This is a genomic window from Leifsonia sp. GW821-FHT13C05, assembly GCF_058806515.1.
On sequence record NZ_JBXAPT010000002.1, the window covers coordinates 108,790 to 122,388 of the forward strand.

A 13,599-nucleotide genomic window follows, 5' to 3' on the forward strand; every position below is an offset into this window, starting at 1 on the left:
ACTGTCGCGAAACGCCCGGGATGCGGCGCAGATAGTGGCATCTCGCCAGCCCGGATGCGGCTACTGCAGCGCCGAGGTCAGCCGCGCGAGGTTGTCCAGCACCGTGGACCGCAGCGGCTGTTTCATCCACTCGTCGAGCGTGAGCTCGCGGCTGTCCCGGCGGTAGCCGTCCTCGACGGCCCGCATCTCGTCCACGAACGAGCGGCCGCGCACCATCAGCGACACCTCCATGTTCAGCTGGAACGAGCGCATGTCCATGTTGCTCGACCCGATCACGGCCACGTCGTCGTCGATCGTGAAGTGCTTGGCGTGCAGGATGTACGGCTTCTTGTACATCCAGATCCGCACGCCGGCGCGCAGCAGCGCCTCGTAGTACGACCGCTGCGCGTGGTAGACCAACGCCTGGTCGCCGACCTCCGACACGAACAGGTCCACCGCGATCCCGCGCTGCGTCGCGGTCGTGATCGCCATCAGCATGGCGTCGTCCGGCACGAAGTACGGCGACGTGATCACGATGCGTTCCTGCGCGTAGTAGAGCAGCGCGAGGAACAGGCGCAGGTTGTTCTCGCCGGGGAACCCAGGCCCGGACGGCACCACCTGGGCATCCAGCGCGTTCGCGGTGAGGTCGTCGGTGATCGGCTCCGTCTCGCGGCGGAGCAGTTCGTCGGTTTCGCTGTACCAGTCGGTGATGAAGATCGCGTTGAGACCGGCGACGATCGGCCCCTCCAAGCGCACGATCAGCTCTTTCCACTTCAGTCCGCGCCGGATGTTCGACTTCTTGTTGTAGCTGCGGTCGATCACATTCTGAGAACCCATGAAGCCGACCCGGCCATCCACGATCAGCAGCTTGCGGTGGTTGCGCAGGTCGGGCCGCTGGTACTTGCCGCGGAACGGCTGCACCGGCAGCATCAGGTGCCAGGATGCGCCCATGTCGGTGAGGCGCTTGGTGGTTTGCTTGTAGTCCCTGGTGCGGTACGACGCGATGTGGTCGAGCAGCACGCGCACCGAGACGCCGCGCTTCACGGCATCCTCCAGCGCGTCGAAGAACGGCTTGGTGGTCTGGTCGCAGCTCAGGATGTAGAACTCGACGTGCACATAGCGGCGCGCTGCCCGGATCTCCTCCGTCATCGCATCCAGTGACGCCTGATAGTCGCCGTTCAGGCTGGCCGTGTTGCCGCCGACGAGCGGCATCGCCCCGAGATTGCGGTTGAGGGCGACGACGGACTCCAGCCACGGCGGCCACGGATGGTCGCGGCTGACCCGCTCGATGCCCTCCGTGCTCTCGATGATGAACTGGTTGATCTCCGCCTGCTTGTCGCGACGGCTCTTCGGCAGCTTGTACGAGCCGATCAGCAGGAAGAACAGCACGCCGATGTACGGGATGAAGAAGATGGCGAGCAGCCAGGCGGTCGCCGACGTCGGCTTGCGGTTGCGCGGCACGACGATCACGGCGATCACACGGATGATGAAGTCGACGAGCAGCAGCAGCACGACGATCGCGGTGGTGAGGAACCCTGCGTCCATCGGCGCGCATCCCCTCTACCGATTGTGTGGGCACGCTGAGGTGCAGGCCCTATCGCTTACCGTATCGAAGGGAAGGCCGCGAGGGTACTCGCGACGCGGCGCAGCTACGCCTTGGGCGCGAGGCCGCGGCGTGCGCGCTCTTCGGCCTCCATGCGCGAGTACGCCTTGCGCTCCGTGCGGTCGGCGCGAACGATGGCGCGCATGATCAGCCAGAAGAGCAGACCGACGAGGACGGTCGGTGCGAGTGACCACACGATCCCAGCTACGACATCATTCATAACTTGATAATGGTAGCTCCTGCACCTGAGAACGGAGACCATCACGCCACCCGTCACCGTCTTCCTCACCACCTGGCGCTTCGACCCGGTCGCCGCCGTCGCTCTCGTGACCGCTGCCGGACTGTACATCGCCGGCATCCTGGCCCTCCGCCGCCGCGGTCATCGCTGGCCGATGGCGCCCACCGTGTGGTTCTTCGCGCTCGGCCTCGGCTCGTACGCGTGGGTGTCGTTCGGGTTCCTTGGCGCGTACAGCTCCGAGCTGCGCTGGGCGTTCACGACCCGCATCGCCCTGCTGCTGTTCGCCGTGCCCGCACTGATGAGCCTGGGCCGCCCCGTCGCCCTGGCCCGCCTGGCCCTCAGCGGACGCCGGGCGAGCAGGCTGGAGGCGACCCTGCGCTCGCGCGCGATCCGCCTGTTCGGGAACGCGATGTTCGCGCCGCTGTTCGCCTGTGCTGTGTTCCTCGTCTTCCTGACGCCGCTCGCCGCCGTGCTGCGCGACAACCCCTGGTCGGAGTGGTCGATCACGGTCGTCGTGCCGCTGGCCGGGATGCTCATGGTGCTGCCGATCGCCGCCCACTCGATCATCCGCACCAGCTTCTTCGTGACGGTGGAGTTCCTGCTCGCGTTCGTCGAGATGCTGCTGGATGCGGTGCCCGGGCTGCTCCTGCGGCTCAACGACGGGATCCTGGATCACGCGCCCGCTGTGCTGGGTCCGCTGCCGTTCTGGTTCCCGAACGCGCTCCACGACCAGCATCTGTCCGGCGACTTCCTGTGGTTCATCGCAGAAATCGCGGACGTGCCCGTGCTCATCATCCTGTTCGTGCGCTGGATGCGCCTCGACCGCCGAGAGGCCAACCGGATCGACGCACTCAGCGACGACGAGCTGGATGCGCTCACGCGCGACCACCTGCGCCAGCGGCCGTGAGGGGCGGGGCGGAAGCCGCTACTTGACGAGCGGGAAGAGGATCGTCTCGCGGATGCCGAGGCCGGTGAGCGCCATCAGCAGGCGGTCGATGCCCATCCCCATTCCACCCGACGGCGGCATGCCGAACTCGAGAGCGCGCAGGAACTCCTCGTCGAGACGCATCGCCTCGACATCGCCCTGCGCGGCCAGCTTCGCCTGCTCGACGAACCGCTCGCGCTGCACGACGGGGTCGACCAGCTCCGAGTATCCGGTCGCCAGCTCGAAGCCGCGGGTGTAGAGGTCCCACTTCTCGACGACGCCCTCGCGCGAACGGTGCGCGCGCACCAGCGGGCTGGTGTCGACGGGGAAGTCCATCACGAACGTCGGCCGCACCAGGGTGTCCTTGACGAAGTGCTCCCACAGCTCCTCGACGTACTTGCCCGGCAGGGGATGCTGGATCTCGATCCCCTCCACAGCCGCGATCTCGCGCAGTCTCTCCACAGATGTCGCGGGAGTGATCTCTTCGCCGACCGCCTCGGACAGGCTGTCGTACATGCGAATTCGATCCCACTCCCCGCCGAGGTCGTACTCGGTGCCATCGGCCCAGGTCACGACGTGCGAACCGGAGATCGCCTGCGCGGCGTTCTGGATGAGGGTCTGAGTGAGGTCGGCGATCGAGTTGTAGTCGCCGTACGCCTCGTACGCTTCGAGCATGGCGAACTCGGGCGAGTGCGTGGAGTCTGCGCCCTCGTTGCGGAAGTTGCGGTTGATCTCGAACACGTGGTCGATGCCGCCGACCACGGCGCGCTTCAGGTACAGCTCGGGTGCGATGCGCAGGTAGAGCTCGGTGTCGAACGCGTTCGAGTGGGTGACGAACGGGCGCGCGGACGCCCCTCCGTGCATCACCTGCAGCATCGGGGTCTCCACCTCGATGAAGTCGCGCTCCGAGAACGTCTTGCGGAGGCTGGCGACGGTCTTGGCGCGATCGATGACGTTCTTGCGGGCCTGGTCGCGCGCGATCAGGTCGAGGTAACGGCTGCGGACGCGCGTCTCCTCGTTGAGCTCGTTGTGCAGGTTCGGCAGCGGAAGCAGGGCCTTGGATGCGATGGTCCAGCTCTCCACCATGATCGACAGCTCGCCACGGCGACTCGAGATCACTTCGCCGGAGACGAAGAGGTGGTCGCCGAGGTCGACGAGTTCCTTCCACTCGGACAGCGACTCCTCGCCGACGGCCGCGAGCGAAACCATCACCTGGATGCGCGTTCCGTCGCCGGACTGCAGCACCGCGAAGCACAGCTTGCCGGTGTTCCGGAGGTGCACGACGCGTCCTGCGACGCCGACGGTCTCTCCGGAGACCTCGTCGGCCTGCAGGTGACCCCACTTCGCGCGCACGGCGGGAATCGTCGTGGTGATGGGCACAGCGACCGGGTACGCGCCGCCCGCGGGAGTCTTCGCCTCGGCGATCAGGCGCTCGCGCTTGCCGAGGCGGACGGCCTTCTGCTCGCTGATCTCGTCAGCGGAGAGTTCAGGCTCGGGGGTCTGCTCGTCGGTCATCAGTGTCTTTCGTTCGTGCGGAGGAGGCCGCTCAGCTGATGCTGATGCGCTCGTTGTCGATCAGCCTGGTCGTTCCGACACGGGCTGCCACGAGCACCACGGCTGGGCCGTGGTGGCCTTCGGCGACGGCGAGGAACGAGTCCGGGTCGACGACCACGAGATAGTCAAGCTTAACGGCTGGTTCGGTGTCGAGACGCGCGCGGGCGGCGGCGAGCACCGCATCCACTCCGCCTGCTGCTCCCGTGACGGCTGCGGCCTTCGCGGCGGCGAGCGCCTGGGAGAGTGCGACGGCGGCGGCGCGTCCCGCCGGGTCGAGGTAGCTGTTGCGGCTCGACAGGGCGAGCCCGTCGGCTTCGCGGACCGTGTCGACCACGGCGATCGTGACCGGCAGGTTCAGCTCGTCGACCATCCGGCCGACGAGGTGCACCTGCTGCGCGTCCTTCTGGCCGAACACGGCCACGTCGGGGCCGACGATGTTGAACAGCTTGGCGACGACCGTGAGCATGCCGTCGAAGTGGCCTGGCCGGGATGCGCCCTCGTAGAGGGAGCCGATCGCGCCGGCGGTGACGCGGGTCTCCGTCGCGCCGTTCGGGTACATCTCCGCCGGACTCGGCGCGAAGACGATGTCGGCGAGGCCGGCGAGTTTGGCGACGTCGGCGTCGAGGGTGCGGGGGTAGCGGTCGAGGTCCTCGCCCGGCCCGAACTGCAGCGGGTTGACGAAGATCGAGACGACGACGATCCTGCCGAGGTCTTTGGCGTGCGAGACCAGCCGGAGGTGCCCGTCGTGGAGGGCGCCCATCGTCGGCACGAGCACGACGCGACCGGATGGCGCGTCAGCGCTGCCTTCGAGGGCTGCGTCCCTTCGGCCTGCGGCGATCCGTGCGCGCAGTTCGGGAATGGTGGTCACGACGTCAGGCATCTGCTCCCCTAACGGCCGGTGCGCCGGGCGGGCGCGGAGTTGAACGGCCAGTCATCCAGGCTACTCGCCGCGGAGGAACCAGCCGCGATCGTCCCCCTGCTGCTCGTCGAAGACCTCGGACAGGTCGATGGCTGCCGGTGCCGAGGCCGTCGTGATGGCGTTGTCGACGGCGGAGCGCAACAGCGAGCTGAGGAAGGGTCCAGGGTTGTCGACCCCGATGTCCCGCAGGATGCCGGTGGACTGCTCGACGATCGCCCGGGAGAACGACGTGGCGGTCGCGACGGCCTCCGCGTACGCCTCGCGGTCCTTCTCGGCGATGACCACGGGCTCCCCGCCCATCTCGACCACCAGCGCCTGAGCGATCGGCAGCACGGGAGCGGGCGCGGTGACGGCGAAGTAGCTCTCGGCCAGCCTGGCGAGGTCGAGGCTGGTCCCGGTGAACTCGACGGCGGGATGCACGGCGATCGGGATCACGCCCGCCGCAGCGGCCGGCTGGAGCACAGACACGCCGAACCCGGGTGCGGTGTGCATGACGATCTGGCCGGGCTGCCAGCTGCCGGTGGCGGCGAGCCCGGCGACCAGACCGGGCAGTTCGGCGTCCGGCACGGCGATGACCACCAACTCGCTCCGCTCCACCAGCACGGGAACATTCAGGATGGGCGCGTTCGGCAGCATCGCCCCGGCCCGCTCCCTGCTCGCCTCCGACACGGCAGAGACCCCGACGATGGCATGTCCAGCCCCCGCGAGCGCAGCGCCGATCACCGGCCCGACGCGCCCAGCGCCGATGATGCCGAGACCGAGTCGTCCGGAACGCTGCATCACGGGTGCTCCTCGCGGGTTGTGGTGGGGGTTGAGGGCGGCGTCGGCGCATCCAGCGGGGCGGCCTGGTCGAACGGGAGCTCCGCCCAGCGGTGGCTGCGGTCGGACTGCGCGGAGGCGATGGCGCCGGCGGCGACGTCGTCGAAGAGGTGGACGCTCTGGGGTGCGTCCAGCGCTGCCAGCCTGGGCCGCACCGGGCCCGAGACCGTGTGCAGGCGGGCGCCGGCGAGGCCAAGCATCCTGTCGATCGGGCCCTGCTGGATTTCGAGGCTCTGCAGGCGGGCGAGCGGGACCATCGCCAGGCTGCGCCACACCGCGCCGCGGCGCAGCAGGATCACCCCGTCGACGATGCTGTACCCGTTGCGCTTCCAGGAGAGCGGTCGCACCCAGGCGGCGCGGCGCGGGCTTCCGACGTAGGAGTCCCGTCCGCGCGATGTCATCCCGGCGACGATCATTTCGCGGTGGGCGTCCGTCGCGAAATCGGGGAGCACGAGGCCGAGCACCCGTGCGACGTCGGCCGCGTCGCCGACCGGGAGCATCGTGGTGTTCGGCTGCCCAGCCGCGCCCTTCTCCTTCGAGTGGCCGGCCGTGTCGATCCGGATCTGCCACCAGCCGAACGGACGCCACAGCAGCGGCTGCAGCACCTCGACCGCGTGGATGCGGCCGGGCGGCAGCGTCTCGTTGCTCAGGCTGAGCAGGCCGAAGCCGACGCGCACACCGTCCGGCGTTCCCGCGATCGAATAGCGCAGTGACTTCGTGAAGCGGTTGATGTAGAAGCTCGCCGACCCGAGCAGGCCGGGCAGCACCACGAACAGCAGCCACACCCGGCCCGTGGATACGCCGATCACCAGCAACGCGACCACCACCAACAGGAAGATGGTGAAGCCGCTGAGCACCAGCGAGCCGAGCAGGCGCAGCGGCGGAATCTTCACGACCGACTGCGGCGGAGCGACGGTGGGGTCGAGTTCCGGCGCGATGAACTCGTTGACGCGACGGGTCACCAGTCCGGACACGGCGCCTCCGGCCGCGGCGGCACCCTGCACGCCGGCCGGCGAACCATCCGGACCGGCCATGCCTCCCTGAGGCCCGGGCTCACCGAACGACTCAGTCACCTCTGGCGGACGGCTCTCCGCCTCGCTCGCACGCACCCCCGACGCCAGCCGCAACACGTCGCCGCGCAGCCCGTCGGCCAGCGACGAGCCGAGGTACGCCAGCTGCACGTTCGCGTCGTGTCCTGCCACGCTGATGTCCAGCTTCGCCGCGCCGAAGATCCGCGCGAGCACCGGGCGCACGATGTTGATGCCCTGGATGCGGTCCAGCCGGGCTTTGCGCTGGGTGCGGAAGAGGATGCCGCTGCGCACCTCCACCGCGTCGCCCGTGATGCGGAAGCTGTGCATCCGCCACGACAGGTAGAACGCTCCCAGGCAGAGCAGCAGCACCACCACGATCGCGAGGAGGGCCCAGCCTTCCCAGCCGTGGTCGTAGATCTGGTCGATCGGGTCTCCGCCGTAGTCCGGCGTCCCGATGAAGATGCCGACGATGCGTTCGCGCAGGTTGGAGAGCACGAAGCCGAGGATCGCCACGAAGACGATGCCACCGCGCAGCAGAGGCGTGGCCGGATGCAGGCGGTGCCATTCGCCGTCCGTGAACCGTTCGGCGGCGCGTTCCGCTGCGCTGAGCGGGGCGCTCACAGTCCTGCCCGCCTGCTCTCCGCGAGTTCGACGAGACGGTCGCGCAGGTCGGCGGCTACCGGTTCGGGGAGTCCGGGGATGACCACGCCGGTGGAGGCGGCCGCCGTCACGAACTTGAGGTCGGCCAGGCCGAGGATGCGTCCGACCGGGCCGCGGTTGATGTCGATCAGCTGCATCCGGCCGTACGGCACGGACACGAAGCGCTGGTACATGATGCCGCGGCGGAAGAGCAGGTCGTCCTCGCGCATCCGGTAGCCGATGGAGCGGGCGCGGCGGGGCGCGATGATGAGGCTCACGATCGTGATGACCACCACCGCCGCCAGCAGCACCCAGCCCCAGCTCCACTGCGCGACCAGCCACAGGAAGGTCGCCGCCGCCGCAAGCACCACGCCGCTGACGACGGCGCTCACGATCACGACGACCACGTATTTCGGGGAGACGCGCTGCCACTCCCCGACGCTCAGGTCAAGACGATTCGACATGGACATTCTCCGGATCGCCGTTCTTGTCGTCGGGTGGGATGGTGCAGAGGTATTCGGCGATCAGACCGGCGATCAGCAGCACGATGGCGCCGACGGTCGTGGAGACGGTCAGCCAGATCGTCCCGCCGGCCGGAATGACCGCGCGGCTCAGCAGATAGACCAGGAGGCCGGCGCCGAGGCCGGTGAGCAGGGCGCCGGACAGGCTGCACGCCTTCGCGAGCACCACGATCCGCATCGCCTGGAACGGGTCGATCGGCCGGGCGTTCCTGCCGCGGACGGCTCGGCGGATCGGCACGGCGAACGCGACGACGATGATCGAGACGGCCACCAGCGTGATCGGCAGGGTGAGCGGAGGCACGAACACCGCGAGCCCCGACCCGGCCAGCGCCAGTTCGATGAGGAAGCCGGCGACCGCGGCGACGACGCCGAGGACGATCAGCGGGACGGGGGTGGTGCGTTTCACGATGCGCTCCCCTCGTATCGGCGGACAGGGTCGGTGGCGCGGGCGGCGAGAGCCGCGACCGGTCCGTGGCCGGTGAGCTGCGCATCCGGTGCGATGTCGAGCCAGGGCACCAGCACGAACGCGCGCTCGGCGGCCCGGGGATGCGGCAGCGTGACGCGCTCGTCGTCGGAGACGATGCCGTCGTAGTCGACGATGTCGATGTCGATGGTCCGGTCGCCCCAGCGCTCGTCGCGCACCCGGCCGAGCCGGTCTTCCACCGCGTTGACGGCGTCGAGAAGGGCGAGAGGGTCGAGGATCGTGTCGACCAGGGCGACCGCGTTCAGGTACGCGGGGGCGTCGTGGTCGATGCCGTCGAGTTTGAGGGCGGGCGTCTCATAGAGCGGGGACACCGCATCCACCCGGATGCCCGGCGTCGCCTCGAGAGCGGCGACGGCGGCGCGGATGGTCGCCTCCCTGTCGCCGAGGTTGCCGCCGAAGGCGAGCACGGCCGGGTGGCCGACGCGCATCCGCTGCGGCCGGGGCGTCACGCCTCCCGGTGTCACGATCGCTCCCGCAGGATGCGCACGGCCACGTCGCCGAACGGCACGCTGATCGGGGCGTCCGGCTTGTGCACCGTCACCTCGACCGCGTCGACCGGGGGATGCGCGAGCACGACGGCGGCGACGCGCTCGGCCACCGTCTCGATCAGATCGACGGGGTCACGGCGCACGGCGTCGGCGATCTCCTCGGCCAGCTCGCCGTAGTGGACCGTCTGCGCCACGTCGTCGGACGCCGCCGGTGCCGCCAGGTCGAGCCAGGCGGTCACGTCGACCACGAAGTCCTGCCCGTTCTGCCGTTCGAAGTCGTAGACGCCGTGGTGCGCACGCACGCGCAGGCCGGTGAGGACGATCGCGTCGGACGGTCGGGTCGCAGCTGGCCTAGTCATCGCTTCCAGCTTGCCACGCCCGCACGACATCGAGGGCGATCCTGGTGGATGCGACATCGTGCACGCGCACGGCCCACGCCCCGTCGCGGGCGGCGAGCGCGCTGATGACGGCGGTGGGCGCATCCCGGTCGGTGGCGGGAGCTCCGTCGGGCAGCAGCGCGCTCAGGAACCGCTTGCGCGAGGCGCCGATCAGGATCGGGTACCCCAGCGTCTCGAACGCGCGGAGCCCGGCGAGCACCTGCCAGTTGTGCTCGCCCGTCTTGGAGAAGCCGAGGCCGGGGTCGAGGATGAGCCTGCTCGGGTCGATGCCGACGTCGAGCAGCGCGGTGACGCGCGCAGACAGTTCCGCGCGCACCTCGCCGACCGTGTCCGTGTAGCGGGCGAGGGAGTCCATCGAGTCGCTCTGGCCGCGCCAGTGCATCACCACGTATTGCAGGCCGGTGTCGAGCAGGGCCTGCGGCATACCGGGGTCTGCGAGGCCGCCCGAGACGTCGTTGATGATCGCGGCGCCGACATCCGCCGTCGCCCTGGCCGTCTCCGCGTTCATCGTGTCGACGCTCACGGTGATGCCGCGGGAGGCGAGCTCGCGCACGACGGGAACGACGCGCGCCTGCTCCTCTGCGGGGTCGACTCGGAGGGCGCCAGGCCTGGTGGACTCGCCGCCGACGTCGATCATGTCCGCGCCCTGCTCCACCAGCTCGATGGCGTGCGCGATGGCGGCGTCCGGTTCGAGCCAGAGGCCGCCGTCGCTGAAGGAGTCCGGTGTCACGTTGAGGACACCCATGATGAGCGTCACGCGATGCCACGCCCGATCAGTGCCACGAGCTCCGCGCGCGCGGCCGGCTCTGTGAACGCGCCGCGGGCGGCCATCGTGACCGTCGTGCTCGCGGTCTGCCGGGCGCCGCGCGTGGTCACGCAGGTGTGCGCAGCATCGAGGACCACGAAGACGCCGCGCGCCTCCGTGCCGCGTTCGATGGTGTCCGCGATCTGCTCGGTGAGCCGCTCCTGCAGCTGCGGGCGGGCGGCGAGCGTGTCCACGACCTTCGGGATGCGCCCCAGGCCGACCACCTTCTCCCCCGGCAGGTATGCGACGTGCGCCATGCCGAGGAACGGGAGCAGGTGGTGCTCGCAGACGGAACGGAACGCGATGTCGCGCAGCAGGATCGTCTCGGCCTTGTCGGTCTCCAACGGCACGGCGTCGCCCAGCTCGGCGGCAGCATCCTTGCCGAGCCCGGAGAAGAACTCGGCGTACGCGTCGGCGACCCGCGACGGGGTCGCCGCCAGTCCCGGACGCGCAGAATCCTCGCCGATGGCGGCGAGGATCTCTGCGACAGCTGCCTCGATGCGCGGACGATCGAAACCGGTCATGCGCGCGCCGGCTCTACGCGGTGGCCGGGCGCGGCTTGCGAACGGGTGCGCGCTTGGGCTTCGACGGCGGCTCGGAGTCGACGCCACCGTCCACGGCGCCGGCGTCGATCGGCGCCTTGGCCTTCGGGTAGTCGATCGGAGGGAGGTCGGAGATCGGGCGCTTGTCGCTGGACAGCCACTGCGGGCGCTCCGGCAGCTTCACCACGTCTTCGAAGATCTCGGCGATCTGGTTGTGGTCGAGGGTCTCCTGCTCCAGGAGGGCGGCGGCGAGCCGGTCGAGCACGGCGCGGTTCTCGTTGATGACCTGCCAGGCCTCGTCGTGCGCCTTCTCGATCAGGGTGCGCACCTCGGCGTCCACCTGCTCGGCGATGCGCTCGGAGTAGTCGCGCTGGTGACCCATGTCGCGGCCGAGGAACATCTCGCCGTTGGCCTGGCCGAGCTTGACGGAGCCGATGTCGGCGCTCATGCCGTATTCGGTGACCATCTTGCGGGCGATGGAGGTGGCCTTCTCGATGTCGTTGGATGCGCCGGTGGTGGGGTCGTGGAACACGATCTCCTCCGCGACACGGCCGCCCATCGCGTATGCGAGCTGGTCGAGCAGCTCGTTGCGGGTGACCGAGTACTTGTCTTCCAGCGGCATGACCATCGTGTATCCGAGGGCACGGCCACGCGGGAGGATCGTGATCTTGGTGACGGGGTCGGTGTGACGCATCGCGGCGGCGGCGAGAGCGTGGCCGCCCTCGTGGTACGCCGTGATCAGCTTCTCCTGGTCCTTCATCACGCGGGTGCGCTTCTGGGGACCGGCGATCACACGGTCGACGGCCTCATCCAGCGCACGGTTGTCGATCAGCTGCGCGTTGGAGCGGGCGGTCAGCAGGGCGGCCTCGTTGAGCACGTTGGCCAGGTCTGCACCGGTGAAGCCCGGCGTCTTGCGCGCCAGCACTTCGAGGTCGACGGAGGCGGCGAGCGGCTTGCCTCGTCCGTGCACCTCGAGGATCTTCTTGCGGCCGACCATGTCGGGGGCGTCGACGCCGATCTGGCGGTCGAAGCGCCCGGGGCGCAGCAGCGCAGGGTCGAGGATGTCCGGACGGTTGGTGGCCGCGATCAGGATGACGTTGGTCTTCGGGTCGAAGCCGTCCATCTCCACGAGCAGCTGGTTCAGCGTCTGCTCGCGCTCGTCGTGCCCGCCGCCGAGACCGGCGCCACGGTGGCGACCCACCGCGTCGATCTCGTCGACGAAGATGATGGCCGGAGCGTTCTCCTTGGCCTGCTGGAACAGGTCGCGGACACGGCTTGCGCCGACACCGACGAACATCTCGACGAAGTCCGAACCGGAGATCGAGTAGAACGGCACGCCGGCCTCACCGGCGACGGCGCGGGCGAGAAGGGTCTTACCCGTTCCTGGAGGGCCGTACAGCAGCACGCCCTTCGGGATGCGGGCGCCGACCGCCTGGAACTTCGCCGGCTCCTTGAGGAAGTCCTTGATCTCTTCGAGCTCTTCGATGGCCTCGTCGGAGCCTGCCACGTCTTCGAAGGTGACCTTGGGGCTCTCCTTCGTGACGAGCTTGGCCCTGGACTTGCCGAACTGCATGACCTTGTTGCCGCCGCCCTGCATCCCGGACAGCATGATCCAGAAGAACACGCCGATCAGCAGCACGGGGATGAGGAAGCCGAGCGCGGAGAGCAGCCAGTTGGGCTGCGGGACCTCGTCGTCGTAGCCCTTCGGCAGGTTGGCGTCGTCGACGGCCTTGACCACGTCGGCGCCGCGCGGCGTGACGTAGTAGAACTGCACCTGGCTGCCGAGCGTCTTGTCGGCCGTCTTCAGATTCAGGTCGACGCGGTTCTCACCGTCCACGATCTTCGCGCTCGAGACCTTGTCGTCTTGCAGGAGCTCGAGGCCCTTCTGCGTCGACACTGCCTTGAAGCCCGACATGGTGATCAGGCTCGAGCCGATCCACACTGCGACGATGGCCAGCACGATGTAGAGAATCGGCCCGCGGAAGATCTTCTTGACGTTCATGGTGCAGCCAGAGTACCGCCACGGGACTGTGCGCCGCCTGCGTGTTCGCTCTGGGCGCGCCGGGCGTTCAGAACACCCGTGATCGCCCGGTCGGGATCAGCTGTACACGGAGGGCGCGAGAATGCCGACGCCCCGCAGATTGCGGTACTTCTCCGCGTAGTCGAGGCCGTAGCCGACCACGAACTGGTTGGGGATCTCGAACCCGACGTACTTCACGTCGATCTCGACCCTGGCAGCCTCCGGCTTGCGCAGCAGGGTGCAGATCTCGATGGACTCCGGGCCGCGCGAGCGCAGGTTGGCCAGCAGCCACGACAGGGTGAGGCCGGAGTCGATGATGTCCTCGACGATCAGGACGGTCTTGCCGTCCAGGTCGGTGTCCAGGTCTTTCAGGATGCGCACGACCCCGCTCGACGCCGTGCCGGAGCCGTACGAGCTCACGGCCATCCAGTCCATCGTGACCGGGATCTTCAGCTCGCGCGCCAGGTCGGCCATGACCATGACAGCGCCCTTGAGCACGCCGATCAGGAGGACGTCTTTACCGGCGTAGTCGCGCTCGATCTCGCGGCAGAGCTCGGCGATACGGGAGCGGATCTGCTCCTCGGTGATGAGAATCTCGGTCAGGTCGTCGTGAACGTCCGTGAGTTCCATGAGG

At 68.9% G+C, this 13,599-nt stretch carries 15 protein-coding genes; 1 reads left to right on the top strand and 14 read right to left on the bottom strand.

The window, feature by feature from the left end; genetic code table 11:
* Positions 1-60 precede the first annotated feature (60 nt).
* Positions 61-1,524, bottom strand: a complete 1,464-nt coding sequence (cls, locus tag AC1ROC_RS07065) for a cardiolipin synthase (RefSeq protein ID WP_085368990.1) — start codon at positions 1,522-1,524, stop codon at positions 61-63.
* Positions 1,525-1,628: 104 nt separating this feature from the next.
* Positions 1,629-1,802, bottom strand: a complete 174-nt coding sequence (locus AC1ROC_RS07070; protein ID WP_168690216.1) for a hypothetical protein — start codon at positions 1,800-1,802, stop codon at positions 1,629-1,631.
* A 106-nt stretch (positions 1,803-1,908) separates the two neighbouring features.
* Here AC1ROC_RS07070 and AC1ROC_RS07075 point away from each other — a divergent pair, with 106 nt between their 5' ends.
* Positions 1,909-2,727, top strand: coding sequence for a cytochrome c oxidase assembly protein (locus AC1ROC_RS07075; protein ID WP_492999073.1), 819 nt, complete (start codon positions 1,909-1,911; stop codon positions 2,725-2,727).
* Positions 2,728-2,745: 18 nt separating this feature from the next.
* On the opposite strand, the gene lysS is transcribed toward AC1ROC_RS07075, so the two are convergent.
* The 12 genes from lysS to hpt form a co-directional block, all read right to left on the bottom strand.
* On the bottom strand, positions 2,746-4,260 hold the full coding sequence (gene lysS, locus AC1ROC_RS07080) for a lysine--tRNA ligase (RefSeq protein WP_492999075.1): 1,515 nt from the start codon (positions 4,258-4,260) through the stop codon (positions 2,746-2,748).
* Between the two features lie 31 nt (positions 4,261-4,291).
* The gene (gene panC / locus AC1ROC_RS07085; protein ID WP_492999077.1) at positions 4,292-5,179 is read right to left on the bottom strand and encodes a pantoate--beta-alanine ligase; all 888 of its coding nucleotides are present in this window, start codon (positions 5,177-5,179) and stop codon (positions 4,292-4,294) included.
* Positions 5,180-5,239: 60 nt separating this feature from the next.
* On the bottom strand, positions 5,240-5,998 hold the full coding sequence (locus AC1ROC_RS07090) for a Rossmann-like and DUF2520 domain-containing protein (protein ID WP_492999995.1): 759 nt from the start codon (positions 5,996-5,998) through the stop codon (positions 5,240-5,242).
* Complete coding sequence (locus AC1ROC_RS07095) at positions 5,998-7,689, bottom strand: PH domain-containing protein (protein WP_492999078.1); 1,692 nt, start codon at positions 7,687-7,689, stop codon at positions 5,998-6,000. Before AC1ROC_RS07095 ends, AC1ROC_RS07090 begins: the two co-directional genes overlap by 1 nt.
* Entirely contained in the window at positions 7,686-8,171 is a 486-nt protein-coding gene (locus tag AC1ROC_RS07100; protein ID WP_085368994.1) for a PH domain-containing protein, read from the bottom strand. The genes AC1ROC_RS07095 and AC1ROC_RS07100 overlap by 4 nt, the downstream gene beginning before the upstream one ends.
* Complete coding sequence (locus AC1ROC_RS07105; RefSeq protein ID WP_168690228.1) at positions 8,155-8,634, bottom strand: DUF3180 domain-containing protein; 480 nt, start codon at positions 8,632-8,634, stop codon at positions 8,155-8,157. Before AC1ROC_RS07105 ends, AC1ROC_RS07100 begins: the two co-directional genes overlap by 17 nt.
* Positions 8,631-9,176, bottom strand: a complete 546-nt coding sequence (gene folK / locus AC1ROC_RS07110) for a 2-amino-4-hydroxy-6-hydroxymethyldihydropteridine diphosphokinase (protein WP_492999081.1) — start codon at positions 9,174-9,176, stop codon at positions 8,631-8,633. The genes AC1ROC_RS07105 and folK overlap by 4 nt, the downstream gene beginning before the upstream one ends.
* Positions 9,173-9,559: a dihydroneopterin aldolase gene (gene folB, locus AC1ROC_RS07115; protein WP_085368997.1), complete on the bottom strand. Its 387-nt coding sequence runs from the start codon at positions 9,557-9,559 to the stop codon at positions 9,173-9,175. The genes folK and folB overlap by 4 nt, the downstream gene beginning before the upstream one ends.
* Positions 9,552-10,355: a dihydropteroate synthase gene (gene folP / locus AC1ROC_RS07120; protein ID WP_492999082.1), complete on the bottom strand. Its 804-nt coding sequence runs from the start codon at positions 10,353-10,355 to the stop codon at positions 9,552-9,554. The genes folB and folP overlap by 8 nt, the downstream gene beginning before the upstream one ends.
* The gene (gene folE, locus AC1ROC_RS07125; RefSeq protein ID WP_492999084.1) at positions 10,352-10,927 is read right to left on the bottom strand and encodes a GTP cyclohydrolase I FolE; all 576 of its coding nucleotides are present in this window, start codon (positions 10,925-10,927) and stop codon (positions 10,352-10,354) included. Before folE ends, folP begins: the two co-directional genes overlap by 4 nt.
* Before the next feature lie 13 nt (positions 10,928-10,940).
* Positions 10,941-12,947 carry an ATP-dependent zinc metalloprotease FtsH gene (gene ftsH, locus AC1ROC_RS07130; protein ID WP_085369000.1) on the bottom strand — a complete coding sequence of 669 codons (2,007 nt, stop codon included), beginning with the start codon at positions 12,945-12,947 and terminating at the stop codon, positions 10,941-10,943.
* 96 nt (positions 12,948-13,043) lie between these two features.
* A complete protein-coding gene (gene hpt, locus AC1ROC_RS07135) occupies positions 13,044-13,595 on the bottom strand; it encodes a hypoxanthine phosphoribosyltransferase (RefSeq protein ID WP_055899140.1) in 552 nt (183 codons plus the stop codon).
* Positions 13,596-13,599: the final 4 nt, after the last annotated feature.